Annotated in this window: 19 protein-coding genes; all 19 read left to right on the top strand. The window is 47.7% G+C overall.

The window, feature by feature from the left end:
- The first annotated feature begins 3 nt into the window (after nucleotides 1-3).
- The gene (gene ruvC, locus LUCIF_RS06245; protein ID WP_122627019.1) at nucleotides 4-501 is read left to right on the top strand and encodes a crossover junction endodeoxyribonuclease RuvC; all 498 of its coding nucleotides are present in this window, start codon (nucleotides 4-6) and stop codon (nucleotides 499-501) included.
- A complete protein-coding gene (ruvA, locus tag LUCIF_RS06240; RefSeq protein ID WP_122627018.1) occupies nucleotides 498-1,100 on the top strand; it encodes a Holliday junction branch migration protein RuvA in 603 nt (200 codons plus the stop codon). The genes ruvC and ruvA overlap by 4 nt, the downstream gene beginning before the upstream one ends.
- A 1-nt stretch (nucleotide 1,101) precedes the next feature.
- A complete protein-coding gene (gene ruvB / locus LUCIF_RS06235; protein ID WP_122627017.1) occupies nucleotides 1,102-2,133 on the top strand; it encodes a Holliday junction branch migration DNA helicase RuvB in 1,032 nt (343 codons plus the stop codon).
- Between the two features lie 15 nt (nucleotides 2,134-2,148).
- A complete protein-coding gene (locus LUCIF_RS06230; RefSeq protein WP_243638693.1) occupies nucleotides 2,149-2,367 on the top strand; it encodes a DUF2905 domain-containing protein in 219 nt (72 codons plus the stop codon).
- 12 nt (nucleotides 2,368-2,379) lie between these two features.
- Nucleotides 2,380-3,714 (top strand): SpoIID/LytB domain-containing protein, encoded by a 1,335-nt coding sequence (locus tag LUCIF_RS06225; RefSeq protein ID WP_165865905.1) that lies wholly within the window; start codon nucleotides 2,380-2,382, stop codon nucleotides 3,712-3,714.
- 171 nt (nucleotides 3,715-3,885) lie between these two features.
- Complete coding sequence (queA, locus tag LUCIF_RS06220; RefSeq protein ID WP_122627015.1) at nucleotides 3,886-4,905, top strand: tRNA preQ1(34) S-adenosylmethionine ribosyltransferase-isomerase QueA; 1,020 nt, start codon at nucleotides 3,886-3,888, stop codon at nucleotides 4,903-4,905.
- Nucleotides 4,906-4,934: 29 nt separating this feature from the next.
- Complete coding sequence (tgt, locus tag LUCIF_RS06215) at nucleotides 4,935-6,047, top strand: tRNA guanosine(34) transglycosylase Tgt (RefSeq protein WP_122627014.1); 1,113 nt, start codon at nucleotides 4,935-4,937, stop codon at nucleotides 6,045-6,047.
- A gap of 62 nt (nucleotides 6,048-6,109) precedes the next feature.
- Nucleotides 6,110-6,406: a preprotein translocase subunit YajC gene (gene yajC, locus LUCIF_RS06210; protein WP_122627013.1), complete on the top strand. Its 297-nt coding sequence runs from the start codon at nucleotides 6,110-6,112 to the stop codon at nucleotides 6,404-6,406.
- Complete coding sequence (locus tag LUCIF_RS06205) at nucleotides 6,399-6,992, top strand: 5-formyltetrahydrofolate cyclo-ligase (RefSeq protein ID WP_122627183.1); 594 nt, start codon at nucleotides 6,399-6,401, stop codon at nucleotides 6,990-6,992. Before yajC ends, LUCIF_RS06205 begins: the two co-directional genes overlap by 8 nt.
- A 182-nt stretch (nucleotides 6,993-7,174) precedes the next feature.
- The gene (locus tag LUCIF_RS06200; RefSeq protein ID WP_122627012.1) at nucleotides 7,175-7,834 is read left to right on the top strand and encodes an HD domain-containing protein; all 660 of its coding nucleotides are present in this window, start codon (nucleotides 7,175-7,177) and stop codon (nucleotides 7,832-7,834) included.
- Nucleotides 7,835-7,926: 92 nt separating this feature from the next.
- On the top strand, nucleotides 7,927-9,132 hold the full coding sequence (secD, locus tag LUCIF_RS06195) for a protein translocase subunit SecD (protein WP_122627011.1): 1,206 nt from the start codon (nucleotides 7,927-7,929) through the stop codon (nucleotides 9,130-9,132).
- 12 nt (nucleotides 9,133-9,144) lie between these two features.
- Nucleotides 9,145-10,059 (top strand): protein translocase subunit SecF, encoded by a 915-nt coding sequence (gene secF, locus LUCIF_RS06190; RefSeq protein WP_207857090.1) that lies wholly within the window; start codon nucleotides 9,145-9,147, stop codon nucleotides 10,057-10,059.
- A gap of 315 nt (nucleotides 10,060-10,374) precedes the next feature.
- Nucleotides 10,375-11,391, top strand: a complete 1,017-nt coding sequence (locus LUCIF_RS06185; RefSeq protein WP_122627010.1) for a hypothetical protein — start codon at nucleotides 10,375-10,377, stop codon at nucleotides 11,389-11,391.
- Between the two features lie 31 nt (nucleotides 11,392-11,422).
- Complete coding sequence (locus LUCIF_RS06180) at nucleotides 11,423-11,902, top strand: hypothetical protein (protein WP_122627009.1); 480 nt, start codon at nucleotides 11,423-11,425, stop codon at nucleotides 11,900-11,902.
- A gap of 107 nt (nucleotides 11,903-12,009) precedes the next feature.
- Nucleotides 12,010-13,371 (top strand): magnesium chelatase ATPase subunit I, encoded by a 1,362-nt coding sequence (locus tag LUCIF_RS06175; RefSeq protein ID WP_122627008.1) that lies wholly within the window; start codon nucleotides 12,010-12,012, stop codon nucleotides 13,369-13,371.
- Nucleotides 13,364-15,127 carry a vWA domain-containing protein gene (locus LUCIF_RS06170; RefSeq protein ID WP_122627007.1) on the top strand — a complete coding sequence of 588 codons (1,764 nt, stop codon included), beginning with the start codon at nucleotides 13,364-13,366 and terminating at the stop codon, nucleotides 15,125-15,127. Before LUCIF_RS06175 ends, LUCIF_RS06170 begins: the two co-directional genes overlap by 8 nt.
- A gap of 93 nt (nucleotides 15,128-15,220) precedes the next feature.
- Nucleotides 15,221-15,532, top strand: coding sequence for a LapA family protein (locus LUCIF_RS06165; RefSeq protein WP_122627006.1), 312 nt, complete (start codon nucleotides 15,221-15,223; stop codon nucleotides 15,530-15,532).
- Nucleotides 15,533-15,585: 53 nt separating this feature from the next.
- Nucleotides 15,586-17,610 carry a single-stranded-DNA-specific exonuclease RecJ gene (gene recJ, locus LUCIF_RS06160; RefSeq protein ID WP_122627005.1) on the top strand — a complete coding sequence of 675 codons (2,025 nt, stop codon included), beginning with the start codon at nucleotides 15,586-15,588 and terminating at the stop codon, nucleotides 17,608-17,610.
- Nucleotides 17,600-18,112: an adenine phosphoribosyltransferase gene (locus LUCIF_RS06155; protein WP_122627004.1), complete on the top strand. Its 513-nt coding sequence runs from the start codon at nucleotides 17,600-17,602 to the stop codon at nucleotides 18,110-18,112. The genes recJ and LUCIF_RS06155 overlap by 11 nt, the downstream gene beginning before the upstream one ends.
- The last annotated feature ends 29 nt before the right edge of the window (nucleotides 18,113-18,141 follow it).

Here is an 18,141-nt window from a genome sequence, read left to right as displayed (position 1 = left end):
TCAATGCTGACATTGGGAATAGACCCCGGTACCGCAATTTGCGGGTATGGGTTTGTAAAAATAGAAGGAAGCCGTTTAAAAGCGCTTGACTACGGGGCGATTCAAACAACCCCGGCATTGGGGACCGCTGAACGGCTGGAAGTCATTTTCCGGGAAATTGACCAGCTTTTGAAACTTTATCGGCCGGACAAACTGGGGATTGAGCAGCTTTTCTTTAATAAAAACGTTACCACCGCAATGACGGTGGGACAGGCCCGAGGAGTCATCTTATTAGCGGCGGTCCAAAATTCCGTCCCAATTGTGGAATTTACGCCATTACAGGTTAAACAGTCCGTTGTCGGGTATGGGAAGGCTACGAAGGAACAAGTGATTTATATGACCCAAAAATTGCTGAATCTGACAACGAAGCCCAAACCGGATGATGTGGCTGATGCGTTGGCTGTTGCTATTTGCACGGCTCATGCCGGTGATATGAAAGCAGTATGGGAAGGTAAAGTATGATTGGCTATTTAAGAGGTACGGTATCTCATTTATTTGCTGACTATTGTTTTCTGGATGTACAGGGTGTGGGATACAGGGTTTTTATTCCCTATTCGACCCGGCAGAAATTATCCGCCGGTAATTCCGCCATGCTGTTTACATATCTTCACGTGCGGGAAGATGCCCTGTTATTATATGGTTTTTCGAGTCAGGAAGAGTATGATCTTTTCTTACAACTGTTATCTGTTTCCGGCATCGGTCCTAAAGTTGCCCTAAGTATCATGTCCGCCGCCAGTCCGCAGGAATTCCGGCGCGCTGTAAGCCAGAAAAATATTGCGCTTTTAACCAGGCTTCCCGGAATCGGTAAAAAAACGGCCGAAAGAATCATTGTGGAATTAAAAGATAAAATGAATCAGGAACTGGATGCATCTGACAACCCGGAATCCTTTATCCAAAATGGAACCGGTCATGATAACGGCAGACAGGAAGCCTTAATGGCCCTTATGGCTTTGGGCTACAGCCAGGCGGAATTAATGCCGGTAATTCGCAAGGTAACCGACGGAACGGAATCGGCGGAAGAAATCATAAAACGGGTGCTGAAGGAATTTGGCAGGAGGTAGCATGGAAGAACAACGTATCATTGCCGGCGGGGAACAGGACGCGGACGGCTGGCAGTACAGTCTGCGGCCTCGCCGGTTAATGGAATATATAGGACAGGATCAGGTCAAGCACAATCTTACGATTTTTATTCAGGCCGCCCTTGCCCGCAAGGAGGCTTTGGACCATGTCTTGTTATACGGTCCGCCGGGATTGGGAAAAACGACGATGGCGGGGATTATTGCCAACGAACTGGGCGTAAATTTCCGGATCACCTCCGGGCCGGCCATTGAAAGGCCCGGAGATTTAGCTGCTCTATTAACCAATCTTACGGAAAAAGATGTTCTGTTCATCGATGAAATACATCGTTTGTCCCGCAGCGTGGAAGAGATTTTATACTCCGCCATGGAGGATTATGCCCTGGATATCATTATCGGCAAAGGCCCCAGTGCCCGGTCAATCCGGCTGGACTTGCCCCGTTTCACGCTGATTGGAGCAACAACCCGCGCCGGGGCGCTGGCACCGCCGTTACGCGACCGTTTTGGAGTAATGTGCCGTTTAGAGTTTTATGAAACGGCACATCTGGTATGTATTGTCAAGAGAGCGGCTGAAATATTAAACATTCCGATTGAAGAACGGGGCGCTCAGGAAATAGCCCGCCGTTCCCGGGGTACGCCGCGTGTGGCCAACAGACTGTTAAAACGGGTACGGGATTATGCCCAGGTAGCCGGAGACGGTATCATTACCGACCGGATTGCCGACCAGGCCCTGGCATTGCTGGAGGTGGACCAGTGCGGCCTGGATAAAACAGACCGGTCCATGCTGGTGACAATTATCCAAAAATTCGACGGCGGTCCAGTGGGACTGGAAACACTGGCGGCGGCGATCAGTGAAGAAACCGACACCATAGAAGATGTATATGAACCGTTTCTGCTGCAATTGGGCTTTTTGAATCGTACTCCCCGGGGGCGGGTTGCAACCCGGGCTGCTTATGAACACCTAAAGATACCTTATAAAACGGCGGAGCAGGATAAAGACCAAGAGCGGTTATGGTAAAAAGGGGGGGATGTTGTGTCTAGTTTCGACTCGTTGGGAAAATTGATTATGTTTACGGGATTTATTTTGCTGCTCCTTGGCGCAATCATTCATTTTGGCGGTAAATTTTTTCCGTTAGGAAAACTTCCCGGCGACATCTCTTTTGTGAAAGGGAATGTAAGCTTTCACTTTCCGATTGTTACCTCGATTATTTTAAGCATCCTGTTAACAATTATTTTAAATATTCTGCGTTAAATGAAAGGATTCATGATGAAAGCAAAGCTTACTTTCTTTTTGCTTATTTTGGGGAGTATTTTTTTCTGTTTTAAACCGGGTTACGCCGCAGCGGATCATAGTCCCTTAATTCATGTAGGAATCTGGACACATCAGAGTAGTGTGATTGTCTCGGCGGACTGTAATTTTACGATTGTAGATACGGAGACTTCACAAATTGTAGGTAAATTTGCCGCCAAGCAGAAAGTCATTGTTGCGGAGAAACCGGCAGGAATCGTTTTGAACGGGGTGCCAGCCCATGCCCGTACGCTGCGGGTTAATGTTACGGATGAAAAAGGAATTACGGAAGTAAACCGGCGCGGTTACCGGGGCGTTATAGAGATTGATTCTCAGGGAACAGTCCAGGGTCTAACGGTGGTGAATACGCTTCCTCTTGAGGAATATTTATACGGTGTTATCGGCCGGGAAATTTCGACGGACTGGCCCCTGGAAGCCGTGAAGGCGCAAGCCGTGGCGGCGCGGACCTACGCTCTTTATAATCTAAGGGAACACGGCGCCGGCGGCATTGACGTTTATGCTACGACGGACAACCAGGTTTACGGCGGCACGGAGTGTGAGACAGCACGGGGAATTCAGGCCGTCAATGCGACCCAAGGACTGGTAATAACGTATCATGCTAAGCCGATCGCCGCTTATTTTCACAGCAGCGCCGGCGGCTATACGGAAAACAGTGAGAACGTCTGGGGCACGGCATTGCCTTATTTGCGGGGGGTGGAGGACTTTGATCAGGGAACTCCCCACTATAAATGGGAAAAACAATGGACTGCCGCCGACTTAAACAATGTGCTCCGCCGGGCCGGTTATAAGATAGGTGCACTGCAAGCCATCGAATTATCCCCGTTAACCTCTCCGCCGGTGAATGCGGCTGACCGCGGAGTATCCGGCCGGATTAAAAGTCTGCAGCTAATCGGGTCAGCCGGACGGGTTCAAATTCAGGGCACTAAATTACGCACTCTGCTGGGTTTGCCCAGCACGTTATTTGATATCAAGGTGGTTGTACCGGTCCAAAAGGCCATTGACTTACAGGTTACCGATACTTATGGCGATACGGAAGATAAAACAATTGAAATTAATTTACCGCCGGCGGCGGCGGCAACAGGAATCATGAATAATCCCGCCTTTCGCCGCATTACCGGCTCTCCCCGGGAAATGATTGTTTTCAGCGGCTTTGGCTGGGGTCATGGTGTCGGCATGTCACAATGGGGGGCAAAGGTTATGGCGGAAAAGGCACCGGCCGGCGCCGCCGCATATTTTGAGACGATATTGAAACACTATTACCATGGTGTGGAAATTGAAAAATTATATTAACCCACTTTCCGCAGTCCTCTGTCACTCGACAATAATTCTCCTGAGAAAGATCAGCTTGATAAATTTTCAAACGAAATATAAACTTGTTATTTACTTCGTGGCTATAAATTGGGAGAATTATTGTCGCCATAAGTTCAGGGTGCGGAATGTGGGTATTAAGGAGTTCCATACATGCAGTTATCGGATTTTGATTATTTCCTGCCACAGGATTTGATTGCCCAGCGCCCGTGCGAGCCGAGGGACCATTCCCGGCTGCTGGTGCTTGACCGGCAAACGGGACGGATTGAACACAAGTCCTTTTATAATCTGAAACAATATTTACTGCCGGGCGACACACTGGTATTTAATGATACAAGAGTAATCCCGGCCCGTCTGATTGGCTCGCGTTTAGATAGCGGCGGAAAGGTGGAAGTTTTTTTACTAAACCGCCATTCCGGCAATGAATGGGAAACTTTAGTGAAACCGGGCAAAAAGGCCCGTCCGGGAACTGTGGTTCAATTCAGCGAGGAATTATCCTGCGAAATATTGGCGGCAACAGACTATGGCGGGCGGATTGTCCGCTTTGTTTTTGAGGGAATTTTTGAAGAAATTTTAGACCGTTTGGGGGAAACGCCTCTACCGCCCTATATTAAAGAAAAATTAAGCGATAAAGAACGCTATCAGACCGTATATGCCCGGGAAAGAGGTTCCGCCGCGGCACCGACGGCGGGACTGCATTTTACCCGTGAGTTAATGCAGGAACTGGCGACGCAAGGTATCAATCTGGCTTTCATAACGTTACACGTGGGACTGGGAACCTTTCGCCCCGTAAAGGTAGCCGATATTGAACAGCATGTCATGCACAAGGAGTATTATTCGGTCTCGGCCCAAACCGCCGCTTTAATTAATGAAACCAGGCAAAAGGGCCGAAAAGTAATTGCTGTCGGCACAACGGCCGTCCGTACCCTGGAAACGGCGGGAAGCAGCGGAACGCTGGAAAGCAAATCAGGCTGGACGGATATATTCATTTATCCGGGCTATCCGTTTAAAATTGTCGACCGCATGATTACTAATTTTCATTTACCCCAATCAACCCTATTAATGCTGGTCAGTGCATTTGCCGGCCGCGATGCCGTTCTTGCCGCTTATGAGGAGGCAGTCAGACAAAAATACCGTTTTTTCAGTTTTGGCGATGCCATGCTGATTCTTTAGTTTCTTTCAATGTCGGAGAGGTGATACGATTGGCTGTTTCCTTTGAATTGATTAAGCAGTGTTCAAAAACGGGAGCGAGGGCGGGCAAATTATATACGCCCCACGGAGTGTTTGAAACCCCTATTTTTATGCCGGTAGGTACCCAGGCGACCGTAAAGGCGATGACGCCAGATGAGTTAAAAGCGATGGGGGCCGGTATTATTTTAAGTAATACTTATCATTTGTTTTTACGGCCGGGTCATGAACTGGTTGCCGAAGCAGGCGGCCTGCATGGTTTTATGCATTGGGACCGCGGTATTTTGACGGATAGCGGCGGCTTTCAGGTTTTTAGTCTGGGTTCGCTGCGTAAAATCAGTGAAGAAGGCGTCGCCTTCCGTTCCCATATTGACGGTTCCAAACAATTTCTGTCGCCGGAAAAAGCGACGGAAGTTCAAATGGCTCTGGGGGCAGATATTATCATGGCTTTTGATGAATGTGTTCCCTACCCTGCCGAGTATGACTATGCCCGGCAGTCAACAGAGCGTACTACCCGTTGGGCGGAACGGTGTAAAAGGGCGCACGCCCGGAAGGACCAGGCCCTTTTTGGAATCATTCAGGGCGGTATGTATAAAGAATTAAGGACGGCCAGTGTACGGGATCTGGTATCCCTGGATTTTCCGGGATATGCCATTGGCGGTCTCAGTGTGGGGGAGCCGAAACCGCTGATGTATGAGATGCTGGAGCATACAGTGCCACAGCTTCCGGCCCGCAAACCGCGCTATTTAATGGGTGTTGGCACGCCGGATTGTCTGGTGGAAGGGGTTATGTACGGTATCGATATGTTCGATTGTGTGTTTCCCACCCGCGTTGCCCGCAATGGCACGGCCATGACGGCAAGCGGCAGGCTGGTTGTGAAAAATGCGGAGTTTGCGCGCGATTTCCGTCCCCTGGATATGGATTGCGACTGCTATACATGCCGGAATTTTTCCCGGGCTTATATTCGCCATTTGCTAAAAAGCGAAGAAATTTTAGGCTTACGGCTGACGACAATTCATAATTTGCATTTTCTGTTGCGATTCATGGGTAAAATGCGGCAGGCAATTATGGAAGACCGCTTTCCGGCATTTAGACAGGAGTTTTGGGATAAATATCAGGGGCATTAAAGGATTTGGCAGGATCTATGTGGAATATATTGGAGAAACGACAGAATTAGGGGGTGAGCGAAATGCCAGGATTTCCGGCAGAAGTTACGCAAATCATTCAGGCATCATGGCCGCTTATTTTAATGGCGATCATATTCTATTTTTTATTGTATCGCCCGCAGCAAAAACAGCAAAAAAAACGGGCTGAAATGCTGAACGGCCTGAAAAAAGGGGACCGTATCGTCACGATCGGCGGTTTATTTGGTACCATAACGGCAATGACGGACAAAGCTGTAACCTTAAAAATAGCGGAGAAAGTAGAAGTAGACATTTCCCGCAGTGCGGTGAGCCACTATCAAAATGCAGCGAAAAATGCCTGACTTCAAGCAGACCAAAGCGCAGCTCCGTCAAGAACTGTTAAAGGTGCGCCGCAGTCTGGAAAGCAAAGACATTGAACGGTATAGCCAATTGATGGGCCGGCATTTATTTTCCTGGTTGGACTATCAACAGGCCAACCGGGTGATGATTTATTTATCTACGCCGGACGAACCGGGCACGGATGATATGATCCGGCATGCCCTGCAGCACGGCAAAACGGTTTGTGTGCCGATGATGCGGGCCGAGTACGGCCTTATGGATAGCGCAATCATCCATGATTTAGCTGATTTGCAACCGGGACGGCTGGGAATCCGGTCACCAAAACCGGAAAGAACGACAATCCTGGCTCCCGCCAAGATTGATCTGGCTATCATTCCGGGAGTAGCCTTCGATATTGCGGGAGGACGGCTTGGTATGGGGGCCGGTTATTACGACCGTTTTTTGTCCCTGGCAGGACAAGCTGTTTTTTTGGGAATGGCTTGGAGGTTTCAAATTAAGCCGACATTGCCGCAGGATACGCATGATGTAAAGATGCATTATTTACTGACAGAAGATGGGATATTAACTTGTAGGGGAGGCAAAATGTGACCGCCGGTTGCATTTTGCCTTCCCCTTGCGAAGTACAGGAAAAAATATTAGCCAAAATAATTTTTTTCCGCACTTTAAAGTTATGGTACAAAAGACAATCTGACATACTAGTAATGCTGTTTGCTATTGTCAAATGATTAAGCGAAGACAGCTTGACACGACCTATGTCAGGAGGAAACCCAATGATCACGGTAGATATGCTCAAAACCGACCATGAAGTAACAGTTTATCTTACCCGCAGCACGGAATATTTAGCTTCCTTGGGATTTACCGAGCATGGATTGCGCCATGCATCCATTGTTTCCGCTTTATCCCAGAAAGTTCTGGAAGAGTTGTCCTATCCGGAAAGAGACTGTGAATTGGCCGCCATCGCCGGCTATCTTCATGATATTGCCAATATGATTAACCGGTATAACCACGGTGGTACCGGCGCAGTTATGGCTTACACGATTTTATCCCGGCTGGGCATGCCGCCGGAAGAGATTGCGTTAACCGTTTCGGCAATCGGTAACCATGAAGAGGAACGGGGCCATGCTGTAAATCATGTAGCCGCCGCTTTAATTCTGGCAGATAAGTCGGACGTGCATCGCACACGGGTTACCAATCGGGACTTTGCTAAATTTGAAATCCATGACCGTGTCAATTATGCGGCAAAAAGCAGACAGCTGCTGATTGACGCTTCCCAGCGCACGGTAACACTCGAAATTGCTATTGATATGGATATCTGTCCCGTTATGGAGTATTTCGAGATTTTTTTGAGCCGTATGGTCATGTGCCGGCGGGCAGCAGACTTGCTAAAATGTCATTTTCATCTGGTAATTAATGACAATGAATTGTTGTAGTTTCCCGGATTCCGTTGACATTGTCATATTAACCCAGATATAATTAAATTCGTGCATAAAAGTATATGACAAGAGGATTGGGGGAGAAATCTTTGAGATTGGGGAATCTGACGAAGTTTTTAGTGGTGGTCGCAGCAATTTTTGTGCTTTCCGGTTATTACATTTCGCCCCTGGCTTATTCCATTAAACAGGGTCTTGACCTGCAGGGAGGCACCCATGTGGTGATGGAAGCGGTTGATACGCCGGAAGCCAAGGTTGATGAGGACGCCATGCAAAGAGCTGTCAAAATTATCGAACGCAGAGTCAATGAACTGGGGCTGACGGAGCCTCTCATTCAGCGCCAGGGCCCGCGAAGAATTATCGTGGAACTTCCAGGCGTGAAAGACCCCGAGAAAGCCATTGAACTGCTCGGTAAAACCGCTTATCTGGAATTTAAAGATGAAAGCGGTACAACGGTTTTAACGGGAAAAGATTTAAAAGACGCCAAAGCGGAAATTGACCAGTCCCACCGTAATCTGGTCGCTTTGGAATTCTCCGATGAAGGAGCAAAAAAATTCGCTGATTTAACCGCGAAAAATATTGGTAAGCATATTAGCATTTTATTGGATAAAAAAGTACTTACCAATCCGGTAGTGGAAGAAGCCATTCCGAATGGTAAGGCGGTCATCACCGGCAACCGTACGATTGAAGAAGCCCAACGGCTGGCTATTTTGCTTCGCTCCGGGGCGCTGCCGGTAAAACTGAACATTATGGAAACCAGAACAGTGGGTCCCACCTTAGGGCAGGACTCAAAGGCAAAAAGTATCGTTGCCTTTGAAATCGGCATCGTGGCCATTCTCTTATTTATGTTGCTGTTTTACCGCTTATCCGGTTTTGTTGCCAATGTTGCCCTTGTCTTGTATGTCATGATGCTCCTTATCGCCATGAAGATGCTCAATGCGACATTAACCTTGCCGGGGATTGCCGGTATCATTTTATCCATGGGCATGGCTGTGGACGCCAATGTGCTCATTTTCGAACGGTTTAAGGAAGAATACCGGGGCGGGAAAACCTTGCGCGCAGCGCTTGACGCCGGATTCTCCCGGGCATTTACCACAATTTTGGACTCCAATGTAACTACCTTGATCGCCGCGGCCGTATTATTTTTCCTGGGAACCGGTTCGGTCAAAGGATTTGCCATTACTTTAGGTCTTGGCATCATTTTAAGTATGTTTACGGCGATTACAATTACCAGATTTATGCTCAAAATGCTCATGAATGCCAATGTATTTTCCAATGGCAAATTTTTTGGGGCGTAGGGGGTGGATGAAATGAAGATGAAATTCGATATTATAGGAAAACGCTACTGGTGGTTTGCCCTTTCTGCGCTCATTATCATTCCCGGCTTAATTTCGATAGCGGTTCAGGGGTTCAACTTTGGTATTGATTTTACCGGCGGTACGATGCTGGATTTAAAATTTGCCAAACCGGTCGCCGTGGTGGAAGTCCGCGATGCCTTAAAAGACTATCATCTTGAAAATAGTACGATCCAGTTGGTTTCTACTGTTCAGGTCGAAAAGGCGCCGGAAGTATTTATCCGGACCCGGGTGCTGAATGAAGAGGAACAGCGGAACGTTCTTGCCGAATTGAAAACAAAACTGGGCGATTTCGACACGCTCCGGGCGGAAAAAGTCGGTGCCGTGATCGGCTCGGAATTAACCCGTAATGCCGTGATTGCCGTGATTATTTCCTGGCTGCTCATGATTGTATATATTACATACCGTTTCGAATTTAAGTTCGCAGTAGCCGGAATTGCGGCTCTTGTCCATGATATTTTAGTTGTAGTGGGACTCTTTTCTTTGTTGCGTAAAGAAATTGACGCCACTTTTGTTGCCGCCATTTTAACAATTATCGGTTATTCAATTAACGATACAATTGTTATTTTTGACCGCATCCGGGAAAATTTAAAGACCCACCGCAAATCGGAAAGCTTTCAGGAACTGGTTAACCGTAGTATATGGCAAACCATGACGCGTTCCATTTATACCGTGCTGACGGTGCTGTTTGCCACGGCCGCCCTGTTCTTTTTCGGCGGCGAAACAACGAAAAACTTTTCTCTGGCTTTACTTATCGGTTTTACCAGCGGCGCTTATTCTTCCATATTCAACGCCAGCCCGATCTGGGTTACCTGGAAGGAATATGCGGATCGGCAACGTCTCGATGCCAAAACTAAGGGTGCTAAGTAAGAAAAATGCTGATGCGTTTTTCGGTCCATGAGAGGGGCGCGAAAAGCTCAAAAACTACTTTCTAAATAGAAATAAAAAACGGGCTCTTGCCCGTTTTTTTATTTACCAGAAAAGCTTTAAAAGATTGCATTCTACAGATCGGGGATTCATCAATGTATTGAGTCCTACGGCATAAGTTCTTATGGAATCGTAGTCTCCTTTTCCAAAATCCAATTTCCAATTACCTAAATCGCGTTAAGCGGTTTTTCTACTATTCATGAATCACCATTACAAAGAACGGATAATATTATAGTAGCACAGTGAGGTGGCTGATTCATGTGGATGATCATACCAGCATTATCGTTAGCCCTGGCCCATATTGCCGGTGATAATATAGCCGTTGTACCGGACATGGCCGTTTTAACGGGAAACGGGATTTACCTAACTGTATTTATTGCCTACTTTGTATTAGGCTGCATTGTCACCGGTATCCTGGCCTGGATCGGGATGAAAACCGGTCTGGAATTACAGTTAATAATCCGGCGTTACTTTGGACGCTGCGGTAAAATAGTCTGGGCGGTTACGATCCTGGCAATCTGTATTCCCGCCAGTGCATTAACCGGGTGTTACTTTGCCGGCTGGATTCTGCATGAGTCCACTGGTATTGAACATTCCCTGGGGGGATTGATTTCCCTGCTTCTTTTTTCCTGGCTGGCTTCAGGCCGTTGGCCGGAAGTGCTGAAAACTTCCAATTACTTCGCCTTGTTACTAATACCGCTGATTTTTATTCTCGCCGTTATTCATGGGGTTTCTGTACCGTCAGGTCCGTGGTATGCCGGTCCAATCAATTGGTGGCTGGTGCTGGCATTAGTCGCTTATAATGCCGGCGGCATTCATTCCATTCTGGTTGTCGAAGCGGCGGCTCATTTGTATAAAAGAGGGAATAAAGCCATTTGGCTGACGGTCATTGCCAAAATTGCCGAAGGATTATTTACCTTTTTTGTAGCCGGACTGGTAATCGGCACCGGCGCCCAGGGGCCGCTCTCGTTAATGACGTTAGCGGATCAAAGCTTTTTGGCCGGCCTGGGCGGCTTATTTAATATTATTTTATTTTGTGTTTTACTGAATACGATGGTTCCGGCCATGATTGTAAATGCCAAACAAATCGGCATACTTACCAATTTTTCGTTTAGGGCTTCTTTAGGAATTGCGGCAATTGCAGTATGGCTGATAAGCCGCATTCATTTTGCGATAATTCTCTCTATCTTAAGTGCCGCCGCCTGTTTGATGATCTTGTTAATCGTTTACACAATGGCATATTTACATATGTATCGTCAAACTCAGCCAAAATAATAGCGTAAACTAATATTGAGCTGAAATTGCGGTGATTACTTTGCTCGTCAATTTTGCCGCCGCTGTCATTATGGCTGCAGGTACGGTTCTTACGCTATTTCCCCGTTTTCACGGTAATCTGTTTATTTTAGCCGGTGCCTTTATAGCTATCAACGGGAATGGAAAAATCATACCCCCGTATTTATTGCTGGAGCTGACAATTCTGGCGGCGGCGGCGGAAATTGGTTCGGTCTGTCTGCGGTGGTTCCTGACAAAAGATTATGATCTTGCCCCGTCAATATGTATCAATTCCGTAGTTGGTCACATAGCCGGTTTAGTAATTACAGGCGCAATACTGGGATTGGTCAGCGGAACCATATTATGGGAGATTTTTGTGGGAAAAACATTGTTGCCACGCTTTGATGTTATGACCAAAGTAATGGTCCGGTTAGCGATGGTCGCAGCGTTTCGATGGGTTTGCGGCTGGCTGATGGTGCTGATTATTTTCCGTTATCTAGCCACGGTTCAATAAAATTTAGATCGTTAGCGAATTTTTCAGTGCAGCCGGGAAACTGCACTTATTTTTGTATGTTTCCAAATTAAGGGGGTAAAATAAAAGAAAAATCGGGGGGAATGGGTGTGAATTTGTATGGTAATCTGACCAGACATAGTGGAAACCGGGACTTGTTCCGGTCGATTGAGATGTCTGTTATGGCTCTAAATAACGGTCACCCTTTTCATTTGCATGCGGAAGGTCTTCGAGGAACCGGCAAAACAACAATTATGCGGGCCGCCAGGGATTTACTGCCGCCAATTACCCGGATTGCCAATTGCCTGTACAATTGCCGGCCCGATAAGCCGCACTGTCCGGCCCACCGGCATTTATCATCCCGGGAAATCAGCGCCATCGGCACCGAAATCGTACCCTGTCCTTTTTTGGAAATCTCGCATGCCTCCAAGATTGGTACCGTTGTGGGCAGTGTAGACCTGCAGCGGCTGACCGATCCTGCCAGACCGGCGGCGGCTTTATTGCCCGGAATCATCCCGCAGGCTCACCGGGGAATTATATTCATTGACGAAATTAACCGCTTAGCCGACACCTCCCCCGAATTGGCCGATATATTACTGGATGTAATGGGAACGAAACCGGGCCGTATCCAAGTGGAGGAATCCGGCTTGCCGGTGATTGACTTAGCCGTAGAAGTAACGGTGTGGTCGGCTTCCAATCCCGATGAGGACCCGGGCCCTTTATCACAAATCAGGAAACAACTGGCGGACCGCTTTGATATGGTAATTACCATGGGGCGTCCCGAGGTTCCCCAGGATATTCTTAACATATTGGACAAGCAGACGCCTGGTAAAACCCGGATGGAAGAGACAGGAGCCTATACTAACCTGCAGAAAAATGTTGCTTCCGTACAAATTAGTGAAGATATTTATAATATTTTAGCGTCCATATACATTGATTTTAGCCTGGAAAGCATCCGGGCCGTGGAAGCGATGGAAATGGGGACAAAACTGGCCGCCCTTGCCGCAGGCCGGGAATTGGCAATGATTGATGACGTGGCCGCCGTTGTTCCTTTGGTATTAGGCCATCGAACCGATAATAATACAATTATGAGTATATTGAAATATCTGGAAAGGCTGAATGGAATTCATTCAGCGGAAAAGGCCGCTCCTGTTACTCCTGTTCCCAACAGCAGTGAATCCAGACCCGAGTCGTCCCCCTTTCAGGCCGAAAAAAAGTTTTGGTGGCGGGATATCTGGCAAAAAATGATAGCCAAACTCAATCTCAATTTAACGGGAGCGGGCAGTAATCAGTCAAACAGGACGGCAGCCCCCACGGGCGGCAGTACTGCCCGCTATAACAGTTCAGGCGGTATGACTGTTGCCGATCCATTAAAATCCGCTGTCGTTGCTCCGCCGCAACCGGCGATTCCCTTGAGCGGCCTGCCGGCGGAAGAATTTGTCAGCAGTGAGGAACATAAGACCCATGGATAGAAACATCTGGAGTATTGATGTCAATTTTTTAGCGCATGTTCTAAAACCGGCGCAACAAATTAGCGAGTATGCAGCGCAAAACCAAGGAGTAAGAATCGGCCAAAGTACGGTAGCCAGCCGTAAAGTTCATGCTTTCCGTCCGGAAAAACCGGAAGTTGTGCAAATATTGCAGCATGCCGATGCGGGACAAACTTTTTATCAACGGCGGGAGGCGGGACTGATTTTTCATCTGGATATCTTTCATGAATGCGCCCGGATCGATCATCACCAGGTAGCCGGCAGCATACGTGCCGCCGTTGAAATGTATAATTTTCAATATAAGATACAAAATGCACCGTTATTAAATTGTGAAACCGGCGTAAACCTAGACTGGATTGATGTGCAGACGGGAACCGGCGGCGGACGAATTACCGGAACCTTGGCATACGGGCAAAAAGCCTCCTTGCGCCGGGCCCATGAAAATCATGTACACGTGGCAACCTTGCTGCCGGAAGAACATTTGCCCTGCTTATTCTTTATTGTTCAGGCCGTCGAACAGATCGTGCTGGCTAATCATTTTGAACTGCGGCGCAATGAGAAAATCGAACATATGGCTGATGACGGCAATGGGCAGCTGGACTTATCCGCTTATGCCGATCACTCCGATTCCTTTTTGCAGGAAAAACAGGGGGGAAACGGTTCATATCTTGGGAAAGAACAACAATACCGGCAGGATGTTGTTGATTTAATGGACAACTTTGATACCCTGCCGGATTTGAAAGAGTTTATGGATAAAGTAGCGAAAAGTGCCAGTGCATCCCAATTATCGGTTTATCTCGAGGGAAGAAACGGGGATGCGGCAAGAGTGATTGAACAAATGAATGCAATGGGGATTATTGAGCCGGATCCCAAGCATCCTCAGCTTAGTCAGTATGGTAAAGAGTTTAATTTATATTTGAAATATCATCTGCCGGATATGGAAGCCTATCTGAAATCGGTTTTTCGGCGCATCAGGCCGGAATCGTCTCAAAGCGGACGCAGCAAATGGCTGCGAAAAAAGGAAACCGGCGGCAGCGGTCAATGGATACTGCAACCCCTTGACAATACCGGCACCAAAAGAGAATTGACCATTCCCGACACAATTACCGCCGCAGCCCGGCGAATGGCGGTCGAGGGTACATCCGGCCATTTTTCCATACGCGCAAACGATTTGACCTATTATTCACGACGTAAAAAGAAAAAAAATGACCTTTGCCTGCTCGTTGACGGCAGTGCCAGTATGGCCGGCCAAAGAATCCGGGCCGCCAAGTTTTTAGCCCGTCACATGCTGTTGTCAACTCCGGACCGGGTGTCTGTCATTGTTTTTCAGGACGAATGGGCTAAAATTCAAGTGCCGTTGACCCGTAATTACCGTGAAGTGGAGGATAGTTTGCGCAATATTGTTACGTTTGGTTCGACTCCGCTGGCCAAAGGATTAACGGTGTGCCTGCAATATTTGCAAGAAACGGTTGTCTATAATCCATCGATTATTCTTATTACGGATGGTGTGCCGACGCTGGGATGTGCTTCGCAGGATCCACTGGCCGACTCTCTGGCGGCGGCCAAAGAAATAAAGCGCGCGGGGTATGGTTTTGCCTGCATCGGCCTAAAGCCCCATAAAAACTACTTGGTTCAGCTGGCACAGGCTGCCGGCGGCAGTATTTACATTCTGGATGAATTGGAGAAACAGGTCCTGGTTAATGCGGCGTGGGCGGAAAGGGAAGAACGCTGTCAATAACAGGCCCTTTTTCTTTTATATGCAAAAGGATTATTCATTTTATTGCGAGAATATTAATACTATAGGAAAAAACTCCTATGGTGGTGTAAATAAATGCAATATATTTTTTCGGCATTTGTCTTTTCTTTGCTGGTAGCAATCTTTGCCGTGCAAAATTCACTTCCCGTAACTTTAACCTTTATGGCTTGGAGTTTCCAACTGTCGCTGGTTGTCATCATTCTGGGCGCGGCCACATTTGGTGCTTTAGTGATCCTCTGTCTCGCCATGCTGGTACAATTCCGTTTGCGGCGAAATCTGTCCAAAGTCCGGCAGCTTAACGGAAAATTAGAAGCAGAAACTACAGCTTTAAAAAGTAAATTGGAACAGTATGAGCAGAACGCAGAAAAGAAGGAAACAAAATCCTAAAATTTGCATAATACGGCAAGATTGGTTATAATTATTGGCGTTATGGAGGAATTATGGCCAGACTACAAAAATTATGGCGATTGGCTCCCGTCAGGGCCGAATTGCAAAAAAAACTTGCCGCTGCCTTGGAGATTTCGCCGGTGGTTGCACAAATTCTGATTAATCGCGGCATTGCCGACGAGCCGGCGGCGAAACGGTTTCTTTTTGCCGGCATGGAAGAGTTAGGGGATCCATTTCAGTTAAAAGATGTGCGGAAAGCAGTTGAGCGAATTGCCGCTGCGATGGCCCGCCAAGAGAAAATTACCGTTTACGGTGATTATGATGTAGACGGCATTTCGGCCAGCGCACTACTTTACCAGGTACTTCGCCGTCTGGGAGCTAATGTTGAATATTACATACCCGAGCGCCAAAGCGAAGGTTACGGATTGAACGAAGGCGCGTTGGAACATTTGCAGCAAACAGGGACCGGACTGGTCATTACAGTTGACTGCGGCATTAGCGGCAACGCGGAAGTACGCGCAGTGGCAGGCCGTTTGGATATTATTATCACCGACCATCATCAACCGCCGCCGGAATTGCCGCCGGCCTATGCTGTGATAAACCCGAAACAAAAGGATTGTCCTTATCCTGAAAAAAATTTAGCCGGAGTGGGTGTCGCTTTCAAATTGTGCCAGGCGTTGTGGCAATTTTTTTATGGTCAGGGCGCGATTTTGGCCGATTATTTTGATTTGGTCGCCTTAGGGACGGTAGCGGATATTGTGCCGCTGACCGGGGAAAACCGGATTCTGGTTCGGGTGGGTATTGAGCAGTTAAAATCGTCGCCCAATACCGGTTTAAAAGCGCTGCTGACGGTTTGTGATTTACGGCCGGACCAGCTTGATGCCGGTAAAATCGGATTTGTCCTTGCACCGCGTTTGAATGCGGCCGGACGTTTGCAGCATGCTGCCGTCGGGGTTGAACTGCTGATTACGGAAAATACCACTAAAGCACTGGAATTGGCCCACAATTTGAACGAGGAAAATGGTAAACGGCAAACCATCGAAAAAGAAATTTTGCAGCAGGCGGAAAGTTTATTAAGTAAGCAGGATATGGAGCAAGAAAAAGTAATTGTCCTTGCCGGCGAGAATTGGCATCCCGGTGTCATTGGCATTGTTGCTTCCCGGCTGGTTGATAAATATTACCGGCCCGTTGTCATGATCAGCAGCAAAGAAGGAATCGGCAAAGGCTCCTGCCGAAGTATTCCGGCTTTCGATATGGTCGCTGCTTTAGAACAGTGCCGCGACCTGCTGCTGCAGTTTGGCGGCCATCGTCAGGCTGCCGGACTCAGTGTAGAAGCGTCTAATATTCAGGCTTTGCACGACCGTTTAAATGCAATTGCGCAGCAATCACTCAGTGAGGCTGATTATGTTCCCGTGTTACATATTGACGCTCTGCTTACATTGCCGGAGATTAACAATGCTTTTATTGAGCAGTTAGCCTGCCTTGCTCCCTACGGCATGGGAAATCCGGGTCCTGTATTTGCCTGCAATCATCTTGTTCTTGCGGGGATACGGAAAATCGGCCAGGATGGCAAGCACCTTAAATTGCAAGTACGGACAGCCGGTACCGCCGGTGAAGCCGTAGCCTGGAATATGGGGGAAGCTGCAGAAGGTTTCTGCCTCAATGAAAAAATCAATCTGGCTTTTATTCCGGAAATTAATGAGTGGCAAGGCCAAAGCAACATTCAGCTTTGTGCCCGGGATATATGTAAAACCAGCGCACCTGACCGCGATATGGTCGGTCAGGTTTACCTGACTGTGAAAACGGCAGCCCGCCGGCAGAACCCGACTGTAATCAGCAATCAGCAAATTATAACGGCAGTTCAAACTCTATATAATACTAGAATCAGTGAGGCTTTAGTCGAAAAGTGCCTTTGCATTCTGGCGGAAATCGGTTTATTGCAAATGAATCTTAGCAATGGGAACCGGGCAATGATTCTCTGTCCCGCTCCCGTTCAAAAATTAGACTTGATGCAATCGCCAACTTTCCGGGAAGGTGTCCAATCGTTTCATTTCGAGGAGGATGTTTATGGATTATAAACAAAAAATCAGAGTCATTCCCGATTTTCCCGAACCCGGTATCCGGTTTATAGATATAACAACCTTGCTGAAAGATGGTGCCAATTTCCGGTCAGCAATTGATGATTTGGCAGCAAAGTTTAAAAACGAAAGGATTGATCTGGTTGTTGGACCCGAAGCACGGGGTTTTGTCGTCGGCACTCCGGTCGCCTATGCTCTGGGAGCCGGTTTTGTTCCGGTTAGAAAACCGGGGAAACTGCCGGCGCCAACCAGCCGTTTCTGCTATGACCTGGAATATGGCAAGGACGCCCTGGAAATCCATAAAGACGCTATCAAGCCGGGACAAAGAGTGTTGATTGTTGATGACCTGCTGGCAACGGGCGGCACGACCAGGGCGACAATAAAACTGGTTGAAGAACTGGACGGCGTGATTGCCGGCCTGGCTTTTATGATTGAGTTATCCTATTTAAACGGGCGTCAGACGTTGCCTGATTATAAGGTTGTATCATTGGTTCAATATTGACGGATCATTTGCCATTAAACGAGGTGGGC

This window comes from Allolucifera butyrica, assembly GCF_900476375.1.
Lineage (GTDB): Bacteria > Bacillota > Negativicutes > Sporomusales > UPPP01 > Lucifera > Lucifera butyrica.
The sequence above is the reverse complement of the archived record's forward strand: the minus strand, read 5'-3'. Positions and strand labels throughout refer to the sequence as shown.

Bases quoted from the DNA above. Each gene is read 5' to 3' on its own strand.
- ruvC (WP_122627019.1), top strand. From the start codon at position 4: ATGCTGACATTGGGAATAGACCCCGGTACCGCAATTTGCGGGTATGGG.
- ruvA (WP_122627018.1), top strand. From the start codon at position 498: ATGATTGGCTATTTAAGAGGTACGGTATCTCATTTATTTGCTGACTAT.
- ruvB (WP_122627017.1), top strand. From the start codon at position 1,102: ATGGAAGAACAACGTATCATTGCCGGCGGGGAACAGGACGCGGACGGC.
- LUCIF_RS06225 (WP_165865905.1), top strand. From the start codon at position 2,380: ATGATGAAAGCAAAGCTTACTTTCTTTTTGCTTATTTTGGGGAGTATT.
- queA (WP_122627015.1), top strand. From the start codon at position 3,886: ATGCAGTTATCGGATTTTGATTATTTCCTGCCACAGGATTTGATTGCC.
- yajC (WP_122627013.1), top strand. From the start codon at position 6,110: ATGCCAGGATTTCCGGCAGAAGTTACGCAAATCATTCAGGCATCATGG.
- LUCIF_RS06205 (WP_122627183.1), top strand. From the start codon at position 6,399: ATGCCTGACTTCAAGCAGACCAAAGCGCAGCTCCGTCAAGAACTGTTA.
- LUCIF_RS06200 (WP_122627012.1), top strand. From the start codon at position 7,175: ATGATCACGGTAGATATGCTCAAAACCGACCATGAAGTAACAGTTTAT.
- secF (WP_207857090.1), top strand. From the start codon at position 9,145: ATGAAGATGAAATTCGATATTATAGGAAAACGCTACTGGTGGTTTGCC.
- LUCIF_RS06185 (WP_122627010.1), top strand. From the start codon at position 10,375: ATGTGGATGATCATACCAGCATTATCGTTAGCCCTGGCCCATATTGCC.
- LUCIF_RS06170 (WP_122627007.1), top strand. From the start codon at position 13,364: ATGGATAGAAACATCTGGAGTATTGATGTCAATTTTTTAGCGCATGTT.
- LUCIF_RS06165 (WP_122627006.1), top strand. From the start codon at position 15,221: ATGCAATATATTTTTTCGGCATTTGTCTTTTCTTTGCTGGTAGCAATC.
- recJ (WP_122627005.1), top strand. From the start codon at position 15,586: ATGGCCAGACTACAAAAATTATGGCGATTGGCTCCCGTCAGGGCCGAA.
- LUCIF_RS06155 (WP_122627004.1), top strand. From the start codon at position 17,600: ATGGATTATAAACAAAAAATCAGAGTCATTCCCGATTTTCCCGAACCC.